Here is a 22,692-nt window from a genome sequence, read left to right on the forward strand (position 1 = left end):
GACCCCAACCCCGGCCAGCGTCTGCAATCGGCCAGGATTCTGGGCAGCGCCTCCGAGCTGGCCAAGAAGGAGCGTACCATGATGGCGCTCATCTCTGCCCTGCTCACCGACGAGAACGCAGGCGTTCGATTGTCCATCGTGCAGAGCCTCCAGGGGGTGCAGACGCCGCTGGTCAAGGACGCCTTCATCAAGGTGGTGTTGGAGGACGACAACGAGGGGGTACGCCTAGCTGCTGTGGAGAACCTGGCGTCGTTCCTGGATGATTTGTCGGTGCGCACCGCCCTGCTGCTGGTCTCGCGCATGGACCCCATGGAGAGTGTTAGCTACCGGGCCTATCAGATTCTGTCCAACGCGCCCGACGCTCGGGATGATGAACGCTTGGATTCCCGACTATGATGCTGAAACTGATCCTCATCGTGCTCATCACTGGGGTGCCGCTTGGGGGGCAGGTTGACATAGTCCTTGCCCAGAAAGTGGTACTGAAGGTCCAGCCAGCTCGCCGGGGCCCGCAGCTGAGACAGCATCACGGCAGATATCAGGCGGTTATTATCCATCGTCTGGAAGTAGCTCCCGGTGCCACCCTGATCATGAAAGCCCTCCGGGGTGACGTTGTCATGCTCGGTACGGATGTCCACCGTATCGTTATTGAGGAGAAAATATCGGTAAGGACTCGGCACAAAGATCATGCGCTGGAGACCATCGAGAGGGTTAAGGGAGAACTGACCGCGGTAAAGGGGAAGGAAGCTTCCTATGTCTTCAAAGTGGGGCAGTGGAGTGAGCGCAACGTATACTTCGACTATAAAGTGAAAATTCCGAAAAAGTTCAACCTTCTCATCCAGTCCTACGGCGGCGACTTCGACATGAGCGACCTGCACGGCGACCTCGAGGCTAAAACCGGGGGCGGCGACATCGCCCTTTCCAAGTCGGGCGGGAAAGTCATGCTGCGCACAGGTGGCGGTGACATCGACCTGTATCAAATCGAAGGTCAGGTAAGCGTATTCACCGGCGGTGGGGACATTGAGGGCCGCACGATACAGGGCCAAGTAGAAGCTCACACCGGCGGTGGGGACATTGAATTTTGGCGCTGCAAGGGTAACTTCACCTTCAATACCGGTGGCGGGGATATTGAAGTACAGGATCTTGAAGGCACCGAGCTGGATGCCCGTACGGGAGGGGGCGACATCATCATTGAAGACATTGTCGCCCGGGTGAATCTCTTGACCGGGGGTGGCGACATTGTCGCTGAAGCCATCGATGGCGCCATCGAGGCCGCGACCAGTGGTGGCGATGTTGATCTGAGGCGGGTCAATGGCGATGCCATCCTCTATAGCGGAGCGGGAGATATCAGTATCCGACGCATCGCGGGAGCCGTGCAGATTCGCAACAACAGTGGCGACATCAGCGTGGAAGAAATGACGCTGGCGAAGCTTGGACGGGACAAGTCCACGATCACCACCTCCTACGGAGATGTGTGGATCAGCCTGAGCACTGCCCTCCCGGTGGCCATCACTGCCAAACTACTGGGGGTCTCGCCCCACTATGCCGTCGACCGCATGCATACCAATCTGGACTTCAAATTTCGCAAGAGTGACGGCTATACGGTGGCCAGCTTCATGCCCGCTAAGCCGGTCCACACCATTACCATTGAGACTCACGGCAAAATCGAGATAAGCCAAGGAGATGAATAAGACCATGAATGCCCAATTATTGCTTGCGCGTACACTTTTACTGACCGTTCCTTGGGTGCCCGCCTGGTCCCAGACTGCCGAAAATTCCGAGCCCGAGCCGCGCGCACAGAAAGAAACGGTGTCGGGGGGCGAAATCAAGATTTTCGACGACCTGGTGATCCCGGAAGGAGAAGTCCGTGCGGGTGCCGTGCGGGTGATTGGGGGGCACCTGACTGTAGCAGGGCGGGTCACGGGTCGGATCACCGTCCTGGGGGGGGATGTGGACCTCCTTTCTACCGCCGTAATTGAGGGTACGATTGCCACCATCGGCGGACGCATTAACCGCCACCCTGATGCGCAGGTGACGGGCCGGATACTGGAGGTAAACCGTGGCAAGGTGAGCCTGTCCAGGGAGGAGAACCGGGAACTGTTCGGCATCGATGACGACCGGGCCGAGAGCCTCGACCGGATTGATAACGGCGATGATTGGCGGACCCGCAGGGTTGACCGCCATCGCGGGACCGGTGGGCGCCGGTGGGATAGCAGGTCCAAGCAGCCCGACTTTGAGGTCGTTGACGGTGTCACCATCCGCTACAACCGCTCCGAAGGGTTGGCCCTGTATTTCCCGTTCAGCCCCAACACCGGTGATATTCCCGGGTTCAAGGTACATGGCTATGCGGGACGGGCTTTTGGTGCCCGAAAGTGGTTTGGCCGCCTCGGCGTGGGCGAATATCTGTGGCGGGGGCGCATGGGTCTCCTGCTGGAAGGCCACAGCGAAGCCCGCCACGATGATGGCTGGCGCGTGAGTCCCACCGAAAACACTCTGGGTGCCCTGTTCATTAACAGCGACTGGTACGACTGGTATCAGGCCGAGGGCTTCGGCGGCTCACTGGTCCTGGCACTTCCCAACCTGTTTGAGCTCAAAGCCCGCTACCGAAATGAAAATCACCGCATCATGGACGTGGTTACCAACTGGAGCCTGTTGGGTCAGGCCGGGGAGTTCCGGCCCAAATACCTCATCGATGAGGGCCGGGACGCCAACCTGCAACTCCGTTTGGCTGCCGGTGCGCCGCTGGGCCCGTTTCCGGGCCGCTTCCAGGGGAACTTTGCCTATGCCCAGACTCAAAGCATGTCCGGCAGTGACTTTGACTATCTGCGCGAGGACCTTAGTCTTGCTGCCTTCGTCCCCCTGCACCGCCGGCTCGGCCTCACCGTGAGCGGCCGCACCGGTACCATCACCGGCAGCAATTACGGCCTTCAACATCAGGTGGCCGTGGGGGGAATCGGATCGGTTCAGGGCTATGCCTACAAGAGCTTGGGTACCGGGAATCACTATGCCATCATCCAGGCGGCCATTACCCTGCGGGATTTCGACAAGTTCTACAGCCTGATGGGCCACCTGGGCGGAGTCTGGGACGCCAGCGCGGGGCTGCTGACGGGCGAGCACCTGCGCGCTAGCTCGCAGAACAATTCGGCCGCCTTGGGCCTGGCGTATGGCGGTGAGAGCTTCAGGTTGGAGTTTTTTAAGCCCGTCACCAGTGGGGCGGACTGGACAATTTATTTAAGAATTCTGGACCAGTAAGGAGCCGGCATGACCCGCACGATGCAATCCGTTATCATGATCCTGGGACTGCTGGCGAGCACCGCCTGGGCCGGTCAGGGCGATGGTCGCGCCATTCTGACGATCGACGAGGACCTGGATAAAAATGTGACGCTACTGGAAATCAGCGTGGAGTTCAGCTTCGGCGAGATTCGCGTCGAACGGGGCAACCCCGGCAAAGCCGTCACTGGTTATGTCCGCTACGACGAGGAATATCTGCGGCCCCGGATCGAGTACGGGGTCAGTGGCGGCATCGCCCGCTTCGAACTCACAACCAGGAGCAGGCACAAGCGGTGGGGCGTAGATCTGATCCGACGCGACATGGAATCGCCCGAAAGTGAACTCTACTTCACCACCCGGGTCCCGCTGCATCTGGATTTCACAACGGGAATGGGGGAAGCCAGGCTGGACCTGGGCCAGCTCAAAGTTGCGGAGCTAAACCTGGACAACGGTATGGGTGAGACGGAGCTGAACTTCTCCAGCCTCAATGGTGTGCAGCTGAGCCGCATATCTGTGGACAATGGACTGGGGGAGCTGGTGGCGCGAAATCTCTCGAATGCACGTACCCGGCGCCTGCACTTCGATTGCGGGCTGGGTTCTGCCGAGCTCGACTTTGACGGTGAGGAGTTTCGAGACATGTCCGTGGAGGTGAACGTGGGGCTGGGCAGCGTGGTACTATGGATTCCTCGGGGCTACAATGTCACGATGGAGGCGGAGGAGAACTTCCTCTCCAACGTCGACGCCCGGGATATGATCCAAAAGGGCCGGGGCTACTATCTCAGCGAAAATTATGATCCTTCCAAGCCCACGCTGGAAATCACCGCATCGGTGGGCCTGGGCAATATCGATCTGAGGTGGATTGAGCCTTAGCCGGCGGAACCACGGCTACATGACCGCGTCTACCCAGGGCTGAACCCCTCCCTCGTCGATTCCTTCCTCAAAACGCACGGCCTCCACCGTTTCCTTGTAGAATACCATCTTGGCCTGGCCATCATGACGGATCAGGTGCAAGGCATCACTCTGCCGCTGTAGGCGATAACCGGTGGGATCATCGGAGTCCGTAAGCAAGAAGTGGTAGTCGCGCCCTGACAGGGTGCGGACAATACACAAACGCCTGAGAACTTTTGGCGGCATTTAGAGGGCCTGATCAGACAGGGCGCACCCGGTCAATTCCAGGTGGGATTCGTGGGCAGGATGGGATCAAATGGCCCCATGGCGTCGATGCTGTGCAGGCCGCTCTCCAGGAAGTTCAGCAAAATGTCTATCCGCAGTTCCAGAGATTGCAGCTCCAGCATCTTCTGTTTCTCCGCCGCAGCGACCGGTAAGGCACTTATCACCACATGTACGAGCATCTCCAGGGGAATCATCTCCTGCTGCAGCGCCGCCAGATTACCTTCCAACTGCGATTTTTCCAGGATTGATTCGAATCTGCTCAAAATACTTTTCCGCTTCTGCTCCCCGTCAGTTACCTGGCTGAATTCCTTGAGTGGCGTTACCGCCCCCCGCCGATAAGGCTTGTCCGAATCCAGCTCCTCAATGCGTACTTTGACCAACCCCGTTACCAAAATATCGAATTTGTTATTCTCGTGCGGCTGAACATTGTTGAGGTACCCCATCGTAGCAATTTTCCGAATGGCAGGAACCTCCACCCGCTGGCCCTTGCCAGCCTCAGCCAGCAGAGGAATGGTTATGAGGCGCTCGCCCGCCATGGCATCCTTCACCATCTGCACATAGCGGGGCTCAAAAATGTGAAACGGCTGGACTGTCTGGGGGAAGAATACAAAATCGGGCAGTGGAAACAGCGGGGTAGTTCCCGAGAATGAGTCCAACAGTTCCTTAACGGTCGCCATCGCCATTACCTGTGCTGCCCGGACTCATCGTAGAGTGGCCCGTAATCAGGGTGCTGGAGCCCGGGGTCAAGGCGAACCTGAATGGCCCCCTCACGAATCCGCACCGGATAGCTTCTCAGCCGGGCCTCCGGATTATCCACACAGCGGCCACTATCGATATGATACTCCCAATCGTGCATGGGGCAGGTCACCTTGCCGTTGCTTACTCGCCCATCCCCAATGGATCCTCCCCGGTGTACGCAGCGGTTGTCCAAGGCATAAATGCCCCCTTTGCCGCCCGGAGTATCGGCGGGGGACAGGTGAAAAACGGCAATGGCCAGATCGCCCCGTTCAATGATAATGCGCTGGCTCCCCGGCGGCAAATCCGCCAGGCGTAACACGGTCCGGTAATCTTGTTCATCATCCATTGCTCACGACCCAAGCACTTTGCAGGCTAACCATACTCGCTCAATATGGTGTCCCGCAACCAGGTGGGCAGTCCAACCATGCCGCTGCGCCCGCCCACAAGATCGCGGCTCCTGGCAGCGCTCTCAAGCAGACGGTGCCCTCTCCGGCGCCTCTCCGAACAGGCGCAACGAAACAAAGTTAGACGCCCCCGTTTCGATTTGTCAACTGCTTTGCCGGGAGCCCGTTCAGCGCCCCGCCTGCTGCCGCAATCCGCTTTAGCCCCTGATAGCCCGGTCGCCGCGCCGCGCTGCCCCGCAGCAGGCGGTCCCACGTCCCAAAACTCAACCCGGCCCAATCGGACCAGCTGTAGGTGCTGATGAATTCCCGGGGCTGGAAGGCTTGTTCCGGTGACGGCTGGGCAAAGCGGACATTCCAGGGACACACATCCTGGCAAACGTCACAACCGTACAGCCACCCGTCCAGCCGGGCCCCGTCATCCGGATCCACGCCCTCGGGGTGCTCGATCGTCAGGTAGGAAATACACCGGGTGGCGTCCAGCTGGTAGGCGGCGGTAAGGGCCTGGGTCGGGCAGGCTTCCAGACAGGCGGTGCAGCTGCCGCACAGGTCTTCCTCGAAGGGCGGGTCGGGCTCCAGCGCAATGTCCAGCAAAAGCTCTCCCAGAAACACCCACGAGCCGTAGTCCCTGGTGATGAGGTTGGTGTGCTTTCCCTGCCAACCCAGCCCCGCCCGCTGCGCCCACACTTTTTCCATGACGGGCGAGGTATCCACGCTGGCGATGCCGTTCACATCGGGATGAACCACTGTGAGTTCCCGGAGCAACGCCCTCAGCCGCTTTTTCAACAGGCGATGGTAGTCGTCACCCCAGGCGTACCGGGACCAGCGGGGTGAACCGTCCGGTTGCTGCGGCGCAGGGGTATGATAGTTCATAGCCAGCGCCACAACGGTCTGAACCGGGGGAAAGTAGACGCAGGGATCGCTGCGCTCAGCCTGCCTGCGGGCCATCCAGTCCATGGCGCCGTGGCGCCCTTGCCGAAGCCAGTCCTGCAGATCCTGGCCCTGCTGCCCAAGCGCGCCCGCTTTCGCGAAGCCCACCTTCTGGAAGCCCAGCCGGAGCGCGGCCTGGCGAATGAACTGCTTCAGATCGGGAGCGGCGGCAGCGGGGTCCGATACCAGGGGGTGAGACATTACCTCATGACCGCAGATGGAGGCACTCTGTGGTCGGCACGCTGGGAAGTCATGGGTGGCCTGTTAGCGAGGGGTCCGAAAGCGCCCCACGGCCCGGGAGCTAGAGCTTTCCCAGCAATGCCCGGGCCTCCTCCTGGAGAATGGTATCGCTGTCGGAACCGGGCGGCAGGCTGACGGCGATTTCCAGGCTGGCCTTGGCCGCTGAATCGTTTTCCAGCTGCAGCTGACTCTTGCCGAGCCACAGAAAGTGGCGCACGTCATCGGGGTCCAGTTCGCCGGCCCGCTTGAAGTAGCCCGAGGCCTCTGCAAACGACGCCTGCGGTGGTGTGGCGTAGATCAGCGCGGCAATATTGCGCTCAATCCAGCTCAGATCGGCCAGCGTGAAGTGCCACTGCCCCATGACATGCTGCCAGGAGTCGTTGATCGGGTCCAGCTCGATGGCCCTCAGGGTATGATCCCGCACGGCGTAGGAGTTCTTGATTTTCTGCTTGGTACCTTCGATCTGCCCCACCCGGCCAATGAGGATGGCGTAGTAGCCGTGGGCGAACGCATTGGCGGAATCGGCGGCCAGCGCCTTCTGCGCCTGATCGAAGCCGGCGTAGAGCTCCCGCTCGATGACCTCCTCATCGGCCGTGTTGTCGGACACGTTGAAGTGGTGCCGGGCCATGCGCCACAGATAGTCGACCTTGTCGCGCTCTGCGCTGCCCACCCGTATCAGCAGGGCATGGGCGCCGTCAAAGTCCTTCGCCGCATTGAGCGCGTCAATCTGCGTCCAGGTCGGCGCATTGCCCTGGGATGCACCGGCTGCTCCGCCCCACAGGGGCAGTGCCGCCACCAGTAGCACCAGCAGTGTACTGGGCCCAATCTTCGGTGCCATCAGCAACTCCCCCGCTGTCAAGTTCAGAAAATCTCGCTGTAGACCACCTTCAGCTCCCGGCTGAAATACTGCACGCCCCCGCCCTTGTTAACCAGGATGTCGTTCAGGTCCACCTCCATGTAGAAATTGCTGGCAAGGTGCCAGCGGATGCCGGCATTCAGGTAGCCCTTCCCCTTCCCTACGGTCAGCTCCTTCAGTTTATCCCTGGTAATCTTGGCTTCGTAACCGTTATCATCCAGGGCGGCGTTATATTCCAGGAAAACACCCAGACCTGGAGCGATATCCTTATCGAAGCCCACAAACAGATTGAGGCCGTTCTCGACGTCATCGCTCTCCCACACGTTCTTGCTCAGGCCCAGGTGGCTGCCGAAATTGCCGAAGATCTGCCAGTTCTTACTCACCACCAGGTATAGTCCAATGGCCTTCACATCGTACCGGGCCATGGCAATCTGTGGGTTCCCGTTGGCCGAATCGATCGTGGCCTCCCAGAATTCGCCCCGTCCCTGGCTGTCCAGCCCGATGGCGATGGCCGGCAGCGAGAAGCTCTCATCGATGACGCGGTATTTCAGCTGGGCCTCAGGCAGCGGTTGGAAGCTGATCGTATCGTCCCCAATGAAGCGCTGCACGGAGTAGCTCAAACCCAGGGAGAAGCGGTCGGAGAACCCGACCCCCAGCCGGCCCAATACGCCCCCGTCGCGCTGCATCAGCAGTTCCACCTCGAACATGCCCCGCTGGGGCGTACCTGCCGTGGGCACCGTGACCAGATTGGCGGGCGGCAGGGGCACCTGCCCCCACAGAGAACCTGTCAGGCCCAATAGCCCGATGATCAGCGGGCGAGTAAGTCGTATCCCTGCCATCTCTTATACCTTAACCTTGCCAGGATAGCTCCTGAAATTTGAGTGGAACATCGAACCATCATCGGGTCACACAGAATCTACGTGTCGCGGTCGCCGAAGTCCAGCGCAGCGTATTGATCGCGATGGGCGCCCTGTGGTCCCCCACGCCGTTCGATGCCTATGCCCTTCGGGTGGTGGTTCGAGCCGCTAACCGGTCTGCCCGGGGCCGTCTAACGGCCTGCGCTATCTGGGGGCGTTGCTTCTAGCAGCTGCTCAGGTTTTATGCCCAGGCCGTAGCCTGGAACCTGATGGGGGTCGGTCTTGATGCGGACGTGACTCACCACCTGGCCCTCCCTCCCCCGCTCGATGATTTCCTGCTCCCCGGTATCGCGGTGGAAGCGGTACATGAACTCCCGCACGCGCTTCATCTCAGCACCCTGAAACCAGGTCTCATTGGTCAGATAGCCCAGACTGTCGTAGTCCAGAAATACGGCCCCGATGAGCTCTCCTTGGGTGCTTACGATCCGGTAGGATGTGGTTCGCAGGGCCGAATCCACCCGCACCTCGGTGAACCGGTTGCGAAAGTCCGATACGAATGCTACGCCGAAGGCATACTCAATGAATTCCCGGGACTTGGCTTCATCGCCGAACATCACTTCGCGGATAATCAGGCTGTCGGCTGTGAGCTCCAACATACGCTTGATCGATCCGCTCGGGCCAGGATGTCCCGGAGGATCATCCCAATATTCGTACGAACGGGTCATCAGCAGCGAATCGGTGCGGGAATACCAACTCAGCAGCGTCACAAAGCCAAGCCCGTCAGAGACCACTTTCAGGTAGCCGTCCTCATGGATTTCAAAGGGGAACAGTTTGATGCCCGCTCGAAAACCGGCCTCGTCGCGGTAGTATTCCGTGCGCGACGGTGTTTGCTGCGCCGCCAGCAGCCCCAGCAACAACCCCACGGTGATCCAGAGCACCAACGGCCTGCCGATATGAATCTGTGTCTTGCTAGCCTTCATCCAGAGTCTGGTGCGCAAACGCAAAATAGATGCAGACGGAAATCTAACCAATACCGCAGGTCAAAAGTATCTCTCGTGGAAAACCTTTCCAGCCCGGATCAGGATCCGCCCGCAGCCTTCACCGCGCGACAGGTGGCGTCGGCATGGGGGAGCGCTCGTCGGCTGCCGCTGTGAATAGATGGGCTGGGTGATCCGGGGTCAACCGCGTAAAGCCGCGACTCCCCATCCTTGAATAGGCCTGAATTACCTGCAAAATCACTCAACATAACGATTGCCTTCAGGCGGGAGAGGCTTTATCTTATTCGTTGCACTGAAATTGGAGCCAGTTCCGAGCATGCCGTGGGACGCTCGAGATAAGTAACTGGTACCCGATATAGCAGAACAGGTAACCAACTCAAGTATCGGTTTAATCATGAGGGGGCTTAGGGATGAGTGCCGATTCGATGAAAAGTAATGGCCCAGGGCCGGGGTTCGATACAGGAACAGCGCTAAAATTACTGGATCCCCGGGGAACTGGCATTGCCCTGGTACCCCTGGCGGATGTTGAGCAACACCAATCCACCTTTTTCTGGGCAGCGGTCTTCTTCGGACTTTTCGCTGCCGTCATGGGGTCGCTCGTATCACTGCTGACAACGACCTATGAAAACAGCCCGGTGATCTTCCTGCTGGGCATGTTTCTGGCGTCTTACTTCGTTTTCTTCATTGTCTTCTCGACGCGTGGCATGCTGCGCTGGAAGGCCCTCAAGCGGCAGTCCATGGGGCCGGGTGCCATCAGCAAGGAATCGCTGGCGGAACGAGTGGGAGCGTTGGAGCGCAGGATACAGCTGTTCAAGATTCACCGGGATTTGGGCATGTTTGTCTTCAACGGCGTTTATACGCTTTCCATGGAGGAGTTCGACCAGAGAGTGGACTCCCTGCTGCCCTTTGAAAAAGATGATCCTCGTAGAAAGAAGTTCAATCAGAAGCTCATGTCCGAGGGGCTCGTGTCTGTGGATAAATCTGACCCTGATAACTGGACCATCAGTTTCGAAGCGGAATACGACGTCACTGAGTAGCTGAGTAGCCACTGATTGCCCTGGCTCACGGGGTTCACGAGCTGATTATCGTTGGCCGGGCCATTAGCTTGGCAGTGTAATCTCAATCGCCTCTGTCCGCGCACTGCGGGTGAAGGCGATTTTTGCTACAGGCTCAAAATACGGATGGAGCCACCGGAGCTACGGACGTAAAGCTCTGGACCGCCGCCATTTCCTGCCATTTTTGAATTCACCCCAGACGAATACGTCGTCTCCCGACTGCTTATATCTGATCCCAAAGTCAGCCCCAAAATTCTTGTCGCCGCCCAACGTACCCTCCGGGAAACCATAACGGTTACTTCCTCGATTGCAGCGGTCTGAACCTCAACCGAGCCACGGTTAGACCTAAGCGTGAGCGTGCCCCCCTTTGCCGCCCTAAAACTGCGGCTGATCTCGTCGCCTTCACGGGCACCTGCTGCCCCGAGCGGTAGGGACAGCATGCCCAGCAGCGCCTGTGGTGGAGCTGTCAAGTTTATGATGCGTCTCAAAATGGCCCTTTGCGGACCCCTTGGTGACCTCATTGAATCCCACGACCCTACCCCATGACTCAAAACTCGGCTGCGGTCGACAAGTCAGACGGGAACGGCGCCCAATTTGTTGCATCGACAGTCACGCAACTTGGTCGCAGTGCCAAACTTAGAAGTCAATCTGGAGGTAAAACTTGCCGGATAGGGGTCGGGAGGCAGCCGAACTAGGCCAGTCGCAGCTGAGGTGTTGCGGTCGACCGCCCCCCGGTCATCAACGATCATCTGTACATGTGTAACCGTGCGATAATGTACAGTACTATCTACCTTGTGGTGCCCGTCAATTTACATTCGCAATGCACTCCGCGCAAGACCGTATTCAGTAGCGGCAAATAACTTGACGTGGCTGGACCCCACCCGAGCACCTGCCTAGCGCCACTGGATGCTGCGACATCAAGTGGAGCCACAGGCGGCGACGGGTGTTAAGTTTAGGCTTCGTGGTGAACCAAATGGGGAGTTTACACCTACGAAGTGCGCCTTCATGCTCGAGTAAGGTTTTGACCAGTGGCGGGGGCGTGATCGTGCGCGTCTCTGCAGACCCCGCGGCTGCCGCGTGACAGACTTTTGCCCAGCTGCCGGCCTGCAACGGGTCGTGGGAAGGGTGGGTTCACTGGGTCGCGCCAGTGAGTCCCGCGCCCCTTCCCCGGATCTTCCGCCAGGCCTGCGCCTCCACCGATGGCGGTCCACCGCACCCTTTCCGCGCGCTCCCCGGCCGATTCAAGGCGCCCTGGCTGCCTGACTTCAGCGCTGGCACGATGCTATCCGCTTCTACGCTGAAAATCCTGTTCGTCACGCTGCTCGTCACTCTATTCCTGTTTTTCACGAGCGCCTTTATCTCGCTGAAACTGGGCGCCATGCCGTGGCCCATTGTATTTTCCATTGTGGTTTCGGCGGGCTTGCTGCGCCTTATTTCACGCCAGCCCAACATGCACGACGTGAACATGGCTCAGGCTGGGGGCACCATGGGCGGACTCGTAGCTGCGGCGGTGGTGTTTGTCCTGCCGGGGATGTATCTGCAACCGCTTGCAGACATCCCATCCGTGGGCCTGCTCAGTCTGCTGGCCGGGACGGCCGGCCTGCTGGGGGTCATGCTTTCGGACCGCGTGCGGCACCGCTATGTGGAGCAGCTGGGACTGCCCTACCCTGCGGGGCAGGCGGGTGGCGAACTCATCCGCGAGGGATTCGACCGCGGTGCCCTGTTCAGACTGGTGCTGCTGGCGGGTCTGCTTACCGGCGCCTTGACCCTTTTTCGCGATCACCTGGACCTCTATGTTGTGCCCGTTGCACTGGGTGGCGGCCTGGTGCTCACATTCCTCATCGCACCCATGGGCGTGGGGGCGGGCTATATCCTGGGTCCCAAAACCGGACTTAATTGGCTGGCCGGCGCCGTCCTGGGCATCGCTGTGTTGATGCCTTTGGGCGCGATTGTGACCGAGCAGCTGATCGACATTTCCAAGTTCACCCCCCAGCTCTGGAGCCAAAACGTGGGTATGGGCCTGGTGCTGGGGTCTGGGCTGGCGCAGCTGATCTTCCACGGCCGGTTGGCAGGGCTTACCGACCTGTTTCGTCGGAACCGCTTTCAATGGCCCGTGCTGGCTCTTTCGGTTGCCGGGCTGGGCCTGCTGATGGCTGCCGGCATCAGCTGGTGGGGCGCGCTTCTGACCATTGCTTTGGCCTGGCTGCTGGTCCCTGTGGCCGCCCAGCTGACGGGTGCCACTAATCTCGATCCGCTGGAACAGTTCGGCATTCTGGCCGCCTTTCTCATCGCGGCTGTTTACGGTATCTTCAGCCTGCCATTGCCCGGTTCGGCCCGCTACGTCATCGCCTTTTTTGTCGCCGTAACCACCGCAGTGGCCGGCGACATTGGACACGATTTCAAGTCCGCGCAGGTGGTCGGCACTCCCAGCCGCTACATTGTTCGCGGCGATCTCTTTGCCGTGCTTGCCATTGTTCCCGCTATGCCCATTCTATTGGCGATGATCCGGGATACTTTCCTGCCGCAGCTGTTTACCCCCGCCTTGCCTGCGCCACAGGCCAAAATGGTCTACAACGCATTCGCTGGCCTCATCCACCTGCCTACATTTTTCGGTAGCTTGGGGCTGGCGCTGCTGGCGGACGGCTTGCGCTGGTGGAGCCGGGGTGTCGCCGCCAAATCCGGCGAGCCGCGGGTGCAGTTGATACCCCTGGGCATCGGAATATTCCTCGGTTGGCCCTTGAGCTTTGTCATTGCACTGGGCGGCGTCATGCGCGCATGGATTAACCGTCGTCGCCCCGCTTGGGTGCGGGCGGGTGTGGTTCTGGCAGCGGGGATCATGGGGGGCGAGGGCCTGGCCGGGTTTGTCACCGCAGCGCTTGACGCCGCCACCTCTCTTGATGTTACCCTATTCAGGCTCGTGGGTGCGGGCGTGCTGGCGGTCATTGCCGCAACCCTGGTGGTCAGACAGAGCTGGTCGCCCAAGAGCTCCTGAGAGGTAATCCGGCCACCACCCTCCGGCACTCCAGGCCGATCCGACCCCTAGCCGCGGCTACGGCCGGTCCCCTTCGTCAAGGTAGAGGCTGGCCGACAGGGTCGTGTCCCCCAACGCGACGGCTCTGCGGAAATTGGCCCGGGCCCGGCTGAGGTTCTCCTGCCGGAGATAGTGCCAGCCCAGATCACGGTAGTGCCTGGGGTTGCGGCGGTCGAGTCTGATGCGCAATTCCAGACGCTCAAGCTCCCTGCGCTGGCTGTGCAACTGCCAGAACTGGTCCCGATACCTGTTGGCGGCGGCGCTGTCACCCGCAGCCCGCGCTGCCCGGCCGAGCCGATAGAGCGCCTCCTCATTGCGGGGTTCGCGCTCCAGAGTCCTGAGCAGTTCAGCCCTGGCTGGTGCCCACTGGCGGGCTCGGATCAGCGCGGCAACACGCTTGCCTCTCGCCGTCCTATTTTCCGGCGACAGACGCAGCACCATGTGATAGTAGTAGCTGGAAAAATCGTCCTCGCCCACAGCGGCGGCAATGTCTCCCAGTAAATGATAGATGGCCACCGAGCTATCTTCGCGCATTAGGGCGAAGAAGAGCTGCGCCTCCGCCTGGCCATAGTCCTCCTGGAGGTAGAGCGCCAGCGCCCGGCGCTGATAAGCCTCCCAGCGTTCCGGGTCGAGATTCTGAGCACGCGTGTACTCGGCAATGGCCAGTCTGAAGCGGTTGGCCTTCAGGTCCAGGTTGCCCCGCTCAATCCACCCATCATAAAAGGTTGAGTCCCTTTCCAGCAGCGTATCCAAAACCGCACTGGCCAGGGAATCCATGTCCAGGGCGCTGAGCGACCGGCCGAGGTACAGCTGGCCTTTGAGCAGGTCCGGCAAGCCCTGCGAAATCACCGTGAGGTGAGCCACGGCCTCTTCGTACGCACCTGTTTCGAATAAAGCCAGTCCATAGTTGTACCTGGCCGCCAGATTGTCCTCCCGCTGGCTCACATATCCGCGCAGCAAATCTTCCGCACGTGCATAGTTCCCCACTTCGACGTGTGCAACGCCCAGCCAGAAGCGGGTTACCTCCGTCTCCGAGGCCGAAGCCAGCCCCCGTTCCAATACCGTCACTACTTCGGGCCAGCGGTCCTGTTGTAGGAGAATGTTGGCGGCGAACTCGTAGGCCAGTGAATACTTGGGGTACCGTTCATAGGCTGATCGAAACCGCGTGAGGGCCGAATCGAGGGAATCGGATTTGAAAAAGACCATGCCCAGTTGAAAATGGAATTTCGCTGCGGTGCTATCAAGGGCCAGTGCGGAATGGTAATGTGCCTTGGCCTGTGCCAGGGCCTCCAGGTCATACCAGACATTGCCCAAGGCAAAGTAGGTCTCGCCGCTGGTGGGGTTCAGCTGCAAGCTATACTCCAGATCGTCTATCGCCTGCAGCAAGTCGCCGGCGCGATGCTCGGCGAACCCCAGCTTCTGGTAAAGGGTGGGATTATCAGGCTCACTGACCAGCGCCTGGCGGTACCACACCGCAGCCAGACTGTCATTACCCCGCGAGGTTGCTACCCTGGCCAGGAGGTCATAGCATTCACCGCACTCGGGCTCCCGCTCAAGGATGTCCTGAAGTATGTTCGTAGCCCGGTCATACCTACCCAGCTCGAACGATCTGAGCGCATCCGCGTAGGGGTCCCTGATCTGACCAGGCAGCAGCTGCGGCAGCCAGCTCAGGATCCCAGCCAGCGCCCAAATGAGCGTTCGCCCGGGGCCTGTCGCTGCTGGCGTGGCCCGCCGCTCTACAGCTTTGGCTGTATCCGGATTCACTGCTGCTCGACCTGCCGGACGACATCGTAATAGCGATTCAGCTGGCGAATGCGGTAGCGGTCTTGGTGCCCGTCCGGCCACTGCATCGCCACCTCCACCCGTCGCACACGGCGCGGCAGGTAAAAGATCTGTGGATTTGCATGGGTCAGCAGCATCCGCCGCTCGTAGCCCACCCCGGACACCGTCAAGCGCGCACCCACCACGGTCCGCTGACCTGTTCCAGGCCTCGGCCTCAGGCCCAGGAATCGGGGCGGCCGCGGCACGACGCGCTGCCAGACCCGGAACAGACCCGCCCGGTAAATAGCGATGATCTCCTGAAGCCCGTCCCCCGTCAAATCGGCCACCACATAGTGGCTTGCCTCCTGCCGCACCGCCAGCGTATCAAGCTCAATGCCCCGAAATTTCACACCGGGATCGGGCTGCAGGTCCCCGACGAGGGACGCGGCCACCAATGGCGATACTGGGGCGTCGCCCAGGTCCAGTTCGAACCCGCCGGCAGCGAGGTAATCCTCGGAATCATCTGCTGATGAGCTTACCGGCAGCTTGGGAATCAGCAGGCTGGTGTCCAGCACCATGGGCACCGTTTCGCTCGCAGGATAAAAACGGTGGGCCTTATCTGATAGCATGATGCGCCGCGTCATACCGCGATCAGGTGGAGCAGCCGTGGCTGGCTGGCTGCCTGAGCTGTCGGCGGCCATAGAATCGTTGCCATCCGGGCGCGTTACATGGTTTTGGTCCACAAGTAGCAGGTCCAATGAGCCGTTGAAGTCCAGATCCAGGATCGCTGCGCCGGTAGCCGCATAGGGAAAACGTGGATGCACCAGCCCCGCTTGGTATCCGCCCTCAAAAAAGGTTCCGCTGCCATCGTTGAGGAGCAGCACAAGTTCCCCGTCATGCCGGGTGAGGATGAGATCGATGTGCGTGTCGTCGTTGGCATCCAGGGTCAACGCCTGGCTCCAGCTGGGCTCCGATCCATCCGGCGCCAGAGCCACACCGGAGAGAATCCCCGACTGCACAAATCCTGAGTCGCCGTCGTTGAAGTACAACAGGTTTGGAGATCGGTCTGACAGCACCAGCACATCCAGGAGGCCGTCGCTGTTGGCGTCCAGCAGCGTGACGCCCAGGGACCGGCTGGTGGAATCGGCCAGACCCAGGCTGGCAGTAAGGTCGTGAAAACGCCCGTAGCCGTCATTGATCATGAGTTTGTTGGGCGCCGGTGCGTAAAGTAAAGGATTACAAATGGTGCGCAAACCGGTTTCCGGCTCGATACATATCACCGTGTCCGCAGCCTGATAGGCCACGTAATTGGCAACGTACAGGTCCAGCGCACCGTCCCCATTGGCGTCGAAAAACACAGCTTCGGTGGCCCAGGCACCGTTGGAGATTCCTGCGGATTCGGTGATGTCGTGCCAGGCTTGGCCTTGGTCGTTGTGCAACAACCGGTCCGCGCCGAATAGGCACAGGTAGAGGTCCGGATAGCCGTCGCCGTCCACATCGCCCACAGCGGCGTGGCTCGCCGGGGGGAAACGGGCCAGCCCTGTCGCGGCGGTCACATCTACCCAGCCGGAATCATCCTGGCGGTACAGCCGGTTGAGCCCCGAATAGAGTGAGTCGGCCGGCTGCGGGCCATAGGTCAGGAGCAGGTCCAGGTCGCCGTCAACGTCGTAGTCAAAGGGTACGGCCCTGCCGGTAAAATTTTCTGTCAGCGAATAACTCCCTGAACGCGGCAGGCGCTCGGGGGAGCCAATGCCCAGCACGTCGGTGATGTCCTGCCATTGTACATCAGTTTGACCGGCGGAAGGGTCCGGAAACAACACCAGGAGGAAAGCACACAGTATGGCCTGGATCACATTATCTCGGGTGGTTGCTCGGTAATTTCTCATCGGCTGTGCAGCAAGATTCCAGCGACAACGTTGTCAGGTCTTCCAACTCATCGGACTCACCATCGCGGCCGGCCATTCGTCGACCCGGCTATACGATGTCCCCGGGTATCCCCGACCATCAGGTGCGAACGTCAAAATTACCCTCTAAAGCGCACGAGGGAGCCAGCAAAGTGTATCCGCATACTGATCTGGCAGCTGCGCACAGCCCACACCCACTTTTCGACAAAGGCATTTACAAGCTACCCTCATTATGGTTATTTTGCTGTCCGTTGCAGCAATAAGTATCCTTCCCGGGAGTGCGAGTCGTAAAGAGTACTGACATTGTCCACTGACGAATTCATAAACAACGGTGTTTCCCAGCTCCGTTTCTGGGGGGTGCGGGGCTCGATTCCAACGGCCGATGCGGACAAGCATCGCATTGGGGGTAACACGGCCTGCGTCGAATTTTCCCCCACCGATGGGACTCACATCATTTTCGATGCTGGCACCGGGATTCGCCCCCTGGGCAACCTCATCGCCCGCTCCAATGAAAAGCCTTATGAAGTGCATCTGTTCCTTTCCCATACCCACTGGGACCACATTATCGGGCTGCTGTTTTTTGCACCGTTACACCAACCGCACGCCCACCTTATCATCTACGGCCCCAAACGGAAAGAGAACTCGTTGCAGGGCAGCATCGAAGGGTTATTCAGGCCACCCTACTTCCCGCTAAGTCCTGGTGACCTGCCCGCCAAGCTCACTTACGTGGAGCTGGAACCGGGCCGGCATCCATTCGGGAATGGCCACCTGGTGGAGTGCGCGCTCCATCCCCATCCCAACGGCGCCATGAGCTACCGGGTGGAGGCTGAAGGCCGGGCGGTGGCTTACATCACCGACATTGAGCATACCGTCAAAGATTTGGTGCCGGCCACCATAGAAATCAGTCGGGGCGTCGATGCCCTCATCCACGATAGCCACTTCCACCGCGAGGATCTGGCCGCCCATCGCACGTGGGGCCACAGCTCCTGGGAAGAGAGTGTGGCGGTAGCCATGGGAGCCAAGGCCAAACGCCTGTTCCTGTTTCACTACAGCCCCAACTACTCCGACGATGATGTCTTTGATATGGAGCAGCGGGCGCGCCATGAGTTTGCGAACACCACCGCCGCGTTCCAGGGTCTTACCATCGATTTTCCCCGCCTTTCGCCCCCAAATGGTTGAGACGGTCAGGCTCACGCGCTAACTTTGCCCACCGCTGGGTCCCGCCCTGCACGCCGGGGAGCAGTTCGCCCGGTCGGTTAATTTCAATACACGGCTCTGGCTGAAACAATACTCAACATGCCGGGAACAACGCCAAGCATCTATTGCGATTACGCCGCCACGGCCCCCCTCATGCCTGAGGTCCGCCAGGCCATGGCCGAGGCTGATGACCGGTTCTACGGCAATGCCTCCAGTGTCCACAGACCCGGCCAGGCGGCCAAAGTCGCACTCGAGCGGGCCCGCAAAACGCTGGCGCAGGCCCTGGGTGCGGCAACCCGGGAAATCATCTTTACCTCCGGTGCTACCGAGTCTAACAATTTGGTTCTGTGCGGTCTTTTCGGCGACCGGCTTTCGCCGGGAGATCACGTGGTCACCTCCAGGATTGAGCACCCCTCCGTTCTCCGGCCCCTGGAGCGGCTGGCGAAATGGGGTGTGGAGGTCAGCAGGGTAGCGCCCGAGCCTACCGGCGAAATCTCATCCGGTCGCGTGGCGGCAGCGCTGCGTCCCAACACCCGGCTCATTTCTATTATGGCGGCCAACAATGAGACCGGCGTGCTCAACGACGTTGCGGCCCTTGGCGCGCTGGCGGCGGACCGCGGCATCCTGTTTCATACCGACGCCGCACAGGCCTTTGGCAGGGTAGCCCTGGATGTTGCCGCCAGTGGCATTCATTTTCTGTCGGCATCGGCCCACAAGCTGGGCGGACCCAAGGGCGTCGGCCTGCTCTATGCCCGCAAGGACGTGCCCTTCGAGACCCTCCACCTGGGAGGTTCACAGGAAAACAACCACCGCGGCGGCACCGAGAACGTGAGCGGGGCCATCGGATTTGCCCGGGCAGCCGAAATTACTTTCCAACACCGCCAAACTCTCTGGCACCGGTTGACAGACTACCGCGAGACCTTCCTGGCGGAGCTTGACCGTCTCGGCGTGACATATCAAGTGAACGGCGACCACGGTTACCCGGGGCTCATCAGCCTGCGCTTCCCACCAGCTGCAGGCGGCACACCGGAGCACCAACCCGACGATGGCTACGGTCAGTCACTGATGATGAATCTGGACTTGAACGGCGTGGCCGTCTCCTATGGCTCGGCCTGTGCATCGGGATCGGTTGAACCGTCCGGGGTGCTCATGGCTATGGGCCTCAGCGAGGCCCAGGCCGCTAGGTCGGTGCGCTTTTCTTTCGGTTATGCCACCACGGAGCAGGAAGTCCTGGCTGTGGCCCACGTTGTTGATGAAGTGGTTCAGGGGTTATCCCAGCGGTTGAGGTCACCTGAAATGACGGTGCCGGCCGTGGATACCGGCCCATGAGCTCGCGCGTGCTGGTGGCCATGTCCGGTGGCGTGGACAGCTCCGTGGCCCTCCTGAAGACCTTGGAGGCCGGCTACGACGCCATCGGCGTCACGATGAAACTGTGGGAGTATCGAGACGCGGGTGGCCATATCGTGGGCGAGAGCAACTGCTGCCCGGTGGAGGCCATCAACGACGCCCGCGACGTCTGTTATAGCCTGGGCGTACCCCACTACACCCTTGACTTTCAGGAGGTGTTTCGGACCCAGGTAGTGGACCACTTTGTGGACGAGTACCTGGGTGGCCGCACCCCCAATCCCTGCGTGCGCTGCAACAGTTTTGTCAAGTGGGACGCCCTCATGGCCCAGGCAGACCAGCTCGGCGCGCGCTTCATCGCCACGGGCCACTATGCCCGCATCGAGGCTGGACCTGACGGCGCCCCCCGCCTGCTCAAGGGGCTGGACGCCAACAAGGACCAGTCCTACGTGCTGTGGGCCATCAACCGCCATACGTTGGCCAGGACCCTTTTTCCCCTGGGCGGCATGACCAAAGCCCGGGTGCGGCAGGTGGCCAGCGAGCACGATCTTGCCACGGCCCAGGCCCCTGACAGCCAGGATATCTGCTTTGTGGCCGACAACGACTACCGGCATTTCCTGCGCCAACAGGCACCTGACCGCCTGGCCGACATCGGTGCGGGCGAGATCGTCAATGAGGCCGGCGAGGTGCTGGGTACCCATCCCGGATATCCCTACTTTACCTTGGGCCAGCGCCGCGGCCTCGGTCTGTCCAGCCCCGAGCCACAGTATGTGACTGCCCTTGATGCGGACAACAACCGCATCACCGTGGGATCCCGGGCTGCCCTGCTGAGCTCCCGCTGCACTGTGGAGCAAGTCAACTGGCTGGTGGAGCCCCCTGCCGCACCCTGTGACATTGATGGACGCGTGCGCTACAACGGGACCGGTACGCCGGCCCGGCTCACTCCCACCGGTGGCGCCACGGCACAGCTGGAGTTTGCAGAGCCGCAGCTGGCCATCACGCCCGGACAGTCGGCCGTATTTTATGCTGGCGAGGTAGTTCTGGGGGGCGGGATCATTCAGAGCGGTGGCATCGCGTGACCGGCGACCGTAAGCTGGCAGCCATCATTCTTGCAGCCGGGCGGGGCAAGCGCATGCGCTCGAAGCTTCCCAAGGTGCTCCACGACTTGCACGGCCAGCCCATGATCCACTGGGTGGTGGCCACGGCCCAGGAGGTGGGCGCGGACCCCATCGTACTGGTGGTGGGGCACGGCCAGCAGCGCGTGAAGGCTTCTCTCAGGGGCATCAAGTTATCCTTCGTGGAACAGGAGCAGCAGCTGGGCACGGCCCACGCCGTTGAGCAGACCCGACCCATGCTGGGCGCTATGGACGGCGATATCGTTGTGCTTTCCGGGGACGTCCCCGGCGTGGCGCCGGATACGGTGCACGCCCTGTGCGACCGCCACCGAACCACGGGTGCCAGGGCCACCATGCTCACCGCCCAGCTGCCTGACCCCACCGGCTACGGTCGCATCCTCAAGGACGACCAGGGGCACTTGCTGCGGGTGGTGGAGGAGCAAGATGCCACGGCCCGGGAGCGTGCCATCCGCGAAATCAACGGCGGCATCTATGTCTTTGATGCCCAAACCCTGTTCGCTACCCTGCCGTTGGTGAAAAATCATAACCGGCAACACGAATATTACCTGCCCGATGTGCTCACCCTTCTGCGGGAACAAAATCAAATGATCGCTATTGAAAAGGCAAGAGATTATAAGCAAATTCTGGGAGTTAACACCAAAGCCGAGCTGAGGAGGGTCCATGCCGAAGCATTCAATGAGTAATCGGGGCACATTTGCGGCTGCCTTACTGCTGCTTGTCAGCGCCGCAGCCGGCCAGCTGCGCTACGATCTGCCCGCCACCTCTGCGGCTACCCCGCTGAAGTCCATCGCCAGCCCTTCCTGGCTCGACCCCCAGCGGTTCAGCATGAGCCACAACTTTTCCTTTTCTGTCGCCTCGGGTATCGGCCTGCCGGCGGGGGCCTCCAGCCTCAGCATTTACACCAATCAGATGCGCTACCTGGTGGCCGACAATATTGTGCTCACCAGTCACGTTCATTTTGTCCAGCCCAACATCGTGAGTGCACAGCAGTTGGGCACCAACCCGCTCCAGGTTTATTATCAGGCCAGGATGAACTGGCAACTGCTCCGCAACTTCAACATACAGGTGGGCTTCTCCAACCTGCCCCGCCGGTCACGGTATTCATCTTTGAGCGGCTTCGGCTACCTGCCCTACCAAACCTATTCCCCTGGCGGCGGGCTCAATACGGCCGGCCAGTAGGAGTCTGCCGTTACGCGACGCCAACGGCGCCCCCGACCCCGTTACCGACCTACCAACCCCACACATCGACCTTGGAGCAGACGCCGGTTCGAATTCCAGCGTTGGCTCTTTAACCTGGCCCTGGCCGTCATGGGATTGCTGGTGCTGGGCTTCGTCATTTCCGCCCTCACTACCCGGTCCGGCGTGCAGGTAACCGTCTCCGGCGAGGGCCTGGCAGAACGGGCCCGGCTGCTGTCTGTCCCGCCCGGGTCTCCCGGTGGAGCGACGGGGGGCTTGACCGCCACTGGCCAGCACGTTCAGATCGAAGTGCTGAACGGCTGCGGCGTGCCGGGGATCGCCAACCAGTTCACCGATTACCTCCGGGGCTACGGCTACGACGTGGTGCGGTTCACCAATGCGCGCCGCTACGACTATCCCCGCACGCTGGTGGTCAACCGCGGTAAAAACTTTGAGCGCGCCCGCCAATTGGCCCAGGCCCTGGGCGTGGAACCCAGCGCCGTGGAAAACCTCCCCGACCCCGCACTGCAACTGGATGTAACGGTGGTCATCGGGCAGGATTACGAATCGTTGACCGCCTTCCGGGACATGCAGAATTCAGGCCGTTAGGCCCCGCTCCTTGCCTCGC

General features: G+C 60.6%; 21 protein-coding genes. 12 read left to right on the forward strand and 9 right to left on the reverse strand.

Features of this window, described 5'->3' with window-relative positions; translation table 11 throughout:
• The 4 genes from IH971_03520 to IH971_03535 all read left to right on the forward strand — a co-directional run.
• The coding region (locus tag IH971_03520) for a HEAT repeat domain-containing protein (protein MCH7496904.1) at positions 1–396 on the forward strand (396 nt) is incomplete at its 5' end.
• The gene (locus IH971_03525) at positions 393–1,688 is read left to right on the forward strand and encodes a hypothetical protein (protein ID MCH7496905.1); all 1,296 of its coding nucleotides are present in this window, start codon (positions 393–395) and stop codon (positions 1,686–1,688) included. The genes IH971_03520 and IH971_03525, both read left to right, overlap by 4 nt.
• Positions 1,681–3,249: a hypothetical protein gene (locus tag IH971_03530; protein MCH7496906.1), complete on the forward strand. Its 1,569-nt coding sequence runs from the start codon at positions 1,681–1,683 to the stop codon at positions 3,247–3,249. Before IH971_03525 ends, IH971_03530 begins: the two co-directional genes overlap by 8 nt.
• A 9-nt stretch (positions 3,250–3,258) precedes the next feature.
• Positions 3,259–4,137, forward strand: a complete 879-nt coding sequence (locus tag IH971_03535) for a hypothetical protein (GenBank protein MCH7496907.1) — start codon at positions 3,259–3,261, stop codon at positions 4,135–4,137.
• Positions 4,138–4,152: 15 nt separating this feature from the next.
• On the opposite strand, the gene IH971_03540 is transcribed toward IH971_03535, so the two are convergent.
• The 7 genes from IH971_03540 to IH971_03570 form a co-directional block, all read right to left on the reverse strand.
• Complete coding sequence (locus IH971_03540) at positions 4,153–4,401, reverse strand: hypothetical protein (protein MCH7496908.1); 249 nt, start codon at positions 4,399–4,401, stop codon at positions 4,153–4,155.
• A 32-nt stretch (positions 4,402–4,433) separates the two neighbouring features.
• Entirely contained in the window at positions 4,434–5,117 is a 684-nt protein-coding gene (locus tag IH971_03545) for an LON peptidase substrate-binding domain-containing protein (GenBank protein MCH7496909.1), read from the reverse strand.
• Between the two features lie 5 nt (positions 5,118–5,122).
• Positions 5,123–5,497: a Rieske (2Fe-2S) protein gene (locus IH971_03550; GenBank protein ID MCH7496910.1), complete on the reverse strand. Its 375-nt coding sequence runs from the start codon at positions 5,495–5,497 to the stop codon at positions 5,123–5,125.
• 205 nt (positions 5,498–5,702) lie between these two features.
• Positions 5,703–6,710 (reverse strand): tRNA epoxyqueuosine(34) reductase QueG, encoded by a 1,008-nt coding sequence (gene queG / locus IH971_03555; GenBank protein MCH7496911.1) that lies wholly within the window; start codon positions 6,708–6,710, stop codon positions 5,703–5,705.
• Between the two features lie 100 nt (positions 6,711–6,810).
• Positions 6,811–7,587 carry a hypothetical protein gene (locus IH971_03560; GenBank protein ID MCH7496912.1) on the reverse strand — a complete coding sequence of 259 codons (777 nt, stop codon included), beginning with the start codon at positions 7,585–7,587 and terminating at the stop codon, positions 6,811–6,813.
• Between the two features lie 23 nt (positions 7,588–7,610).
• Positions 7,611–8,444: a hypothetical protein gene (locus IH971_03565; GenBank protein MCH7496913.1), complete on the reverse strand. Its 834-nt coding sequence runs from the start codon at positions 8,442–8,444 to the stop codon at positions 7,611–7,613.
• Positions 8,445–8,653: 209 nt separating this feature from the next.
• Complete coding sequence (locus tag IH971_03570) at positions 8,654–9,442, reverse strand: hypothetical protein (protein MCH7496914.1); 789 nt, start codon at positions 9,440–9,442, stop codon at positions 8,654–8,656.
• A gap of 443 nt (positions 9,443–9,885) precedes the next feature.
• Here IH971_03570 and IH971_03575 point away from each other — a divergent pair, with 443 nt between their 5' ends.
• Positions 9,886–10,497, forward strand: a complete 612-nt coding sequence (locus tag IH971_03575) for a hypothetical protein (GenBank protein MCH7496915.1) — start codon at positions 9,886–9,888, stop codon at positions 10,495–10,497.
• Positions 10,498–11,794: 1,297 nt separating this feature from the next.
• Complete coding sequence (locus IH971_03580; GenBank protein ID MCH7496916.1) at positions 11,795–13,507, forward strand: OPT/YSL family transporter; 1,713 nt, start codon at positions 11,795–11,797, stop codon at positions 13,505–13,507.
• A 57-nt stretch (positions 13,508–13,564) separates the two neighbouring features.
• On the opposite strand, the gene IH971_03585 is transcribed toward IH971_03580, so the two are convergent.
• Positions 13,565–15,310 carry a tetratricopeptide repeat protein gene (locus IH971_03585; protein MCH7496917.1) on the reverse strand — a complete coding sequence of 582 codons (1,746 nt, stop codon included), beginning with the start codon at positions 15,308–15,310 and terminating at the stop codon, positions 13,565–13,567.
• Positions 15,307–17,193 (reverse strand): VCBS repeat-containing protein, encoded by a 1,887-nt coding sequence (locus tag IH971_03590; GenBank protein MCH7496918.1) that lies wholly within the window; start codon positions 17,191–17,193, stop codon positions 15,307–15,309. The genes IH971_03585 and IH971_03590 overlap by 4 nt, the downstream gene beginning before the upstream one ends.
• Positions 17,194–17,514: 321 nt before the next feature.
• Here IH971_03590 and IH971_03595 point away from each other — a divergent pair, with 321 nt between their 5' ends.
• The 6 genes from IH971_03595 (at position 17,515) to IH971_03620 (ending at position 22,673) form a co-directional block, all read left to right on the forward strand.
• Positions 17,515–18,390: an MBL fold metallo-hydrolase gene (locus IH971_03595; protein MCH7496919.1), complete on the forward strand. Its 876-nt coding sequence runs from the start codon at positions 17,515–17,517 to the stop codon at positions 18,388–18,390.
• A gap of 171 nt (positions 18,391–18,561) precedes the next feature.
• On the forward strand, positions 18,562–19,737 hold the full coding sequence (locus IH971_03600; protein ID MCH7496920.1) for a cysteine desulfurase: 1,176 nt from the start codon (positions 18,562–18,564) through the stop codon (positions 19,735–19,737).
• On the forward strand, positions 19,734–20,831 hold the full coding sequence (mnmA, locus tag IH971_03605) for a tRNA 2-thiouridine(34) synthase MnmA (protein MCH7496921.1): 1,098 nt from the start codon (positions 19,734–19,736) through the stop codon (positions 20,829–20,831). Before IH971_03600 ends, mnmA begins: the two co-directional genes overlap by 4 nt.
• The gene (locus tag IH971_03610; protein MCH7496922.1) at positions 20,828–21,571 is read left to right on the forward strand and encodes an NTP transferase domain-containing protein; all 744 of its coding nucleotides are present in this window, start codon (positions 20,828–20,830) and stop codon (positions 21,569–21,571) included. The genes mnmA and IH971_03610 overlap by 4 nt, the downstream gene beginning before the upstream one ends.
• A complete protein-coding gene (locus IH971_03615; protein MCH7496923.1) occupies positions 21,549–22,067 on the forward strand; it encodes a hypothetical protein in 519 nt (172 codons plus the stop codon). The genes IH971_03610 and IH971_03615 overlap by 23 nt, the downstream gene beginning before the upstream one ends.
• Positions 22,068–22,196: 129 nt before the next feature.
• On the forward strand, positions 22,197–22,673 hold the full coding sequence (locus IH971_03620) for a LytR C-terminal domain-containing protein (GenBank protein MCH7496924.1): 477 nt from the start codon (positions 22,197–22,199) through the stop codon (positions 22,671–22,673).
• The last annotated feature ends 19 nt before the right edge of the window (positions 22,674–22,692 follow it).

This window comes from Candidatus Neomarinimicrobiota bacterium (genome assembly GCA_022560655.1).
In the GTDB taxonomy this organism is placed as follows: domain Bacteria; phylum Fidelibacterota; class Marinisomatia; order SCGC-AAA003-L08; family TS1B11; genus JADFSS01.

Coding starts and splice junctions, on each gene's coding strand:
- IH971_03525 (MCH7496905.1), top strand. CDS start 393: ATGATGCTGAAACTGATCCTCATCGTGCTCATCACTGGGGTGCCGCTT.
- IH971_03530 (MCH7496906.1), top strand. CDS start 1,681: ATGAATAAGACCATGAATGCCCAATTATTGCTTGCGCGTACACTTTTA.
- IH971_03535 (MCH7496907.1), top strand. CDS start 3,259: ATGACCCGCACGATGCAATCCGTTATCATGATCCTGGGACTGCTGGCG.
- IH971_03540 (MCH7496908.1), bottom strand. CDS start 4,401: ATGCCGCCAAAAGTTCTCAGGCGTTTGTGTATTGTCCGCACCCTGTCA.
- IH971_03545 (MCH7496909.1), bottom strand. CDS start 5,117: ATGGCGACCGTTAAGGAACTGTTGGACTCATTCTCGGGAACTACCCCG.
- queG (MCH7496911.1), bottom strand. CDS start 6,710: ATGTCTCACCCCCTGGTATCGGACCCCGCTGCCGCCGCTCCCGATCTG.
- IH971_03560 (MCH7496912.1), bottom strand. CDS start 7,587: ATGGCACCGAAGATTGGGCCCAGTACACTGCTGGTGCTACTGGTGGCG.
- IH971_03565 (MCH7496913.1), bottom strand. CDS start 8,444: ATGGCAGGGATACGACTTACTCGCCCGCTGATCATCGGGCTATTGGGC.
- IH971_03570 (MCH7496914.1), bottom strand. CDS start 9,442: ATGAAGGCTAGCAAGACACAGATTCATATCGGCAGGCCGTTGGTGCTC.
- IH971_03575 (MCH7496915.1), top strand. CDS start 9,886: ATGAAAAGTAATGGCCCAGGGCCGGGGTTCGATACAGGAACAGCGCTA.
- IH971_03580 (MCH7496916.1), top strand. CDS start 11,795: ATGCTATCCGCTTCTACGCTGAAAATCCTGTTCGTCACGCTGCTCGTC.
- IH971_03590 (MCH7496918.1), bottom strand. CDS start 17,193: ATGAGAAATTACCGAGCAACCACCCGAGATAATGTGATCCAGGCCATA.
- IH971_03600 (MCH7496920.1), top strand. CDS start 18,562: ATGCCTGAGGTCCGCCAGGCCATGGCCGAGGCTGATGACCGGTTCTAC.
- mnmA (MCH7496921.1), top strand. CDS start 19,734: ATGAGCTCGCGCGTGCTGGTGGCCATGTCCGGTGGCGTGGACAGCTCC.
- IH971_03615 (MCH7496923.1), top strand. CDS start 21,549: ATGCCGAAGCATTCAATGAGTAATCGGGGCACATTTGCGGCTGCCTTA.
- IH971_03620 (MCH7496924.1), top strand. CDS start 22,197: ATGGGATTGCTGGTGCTGGGCTTCGTCATTTCCGCCCTCACTACCCGG.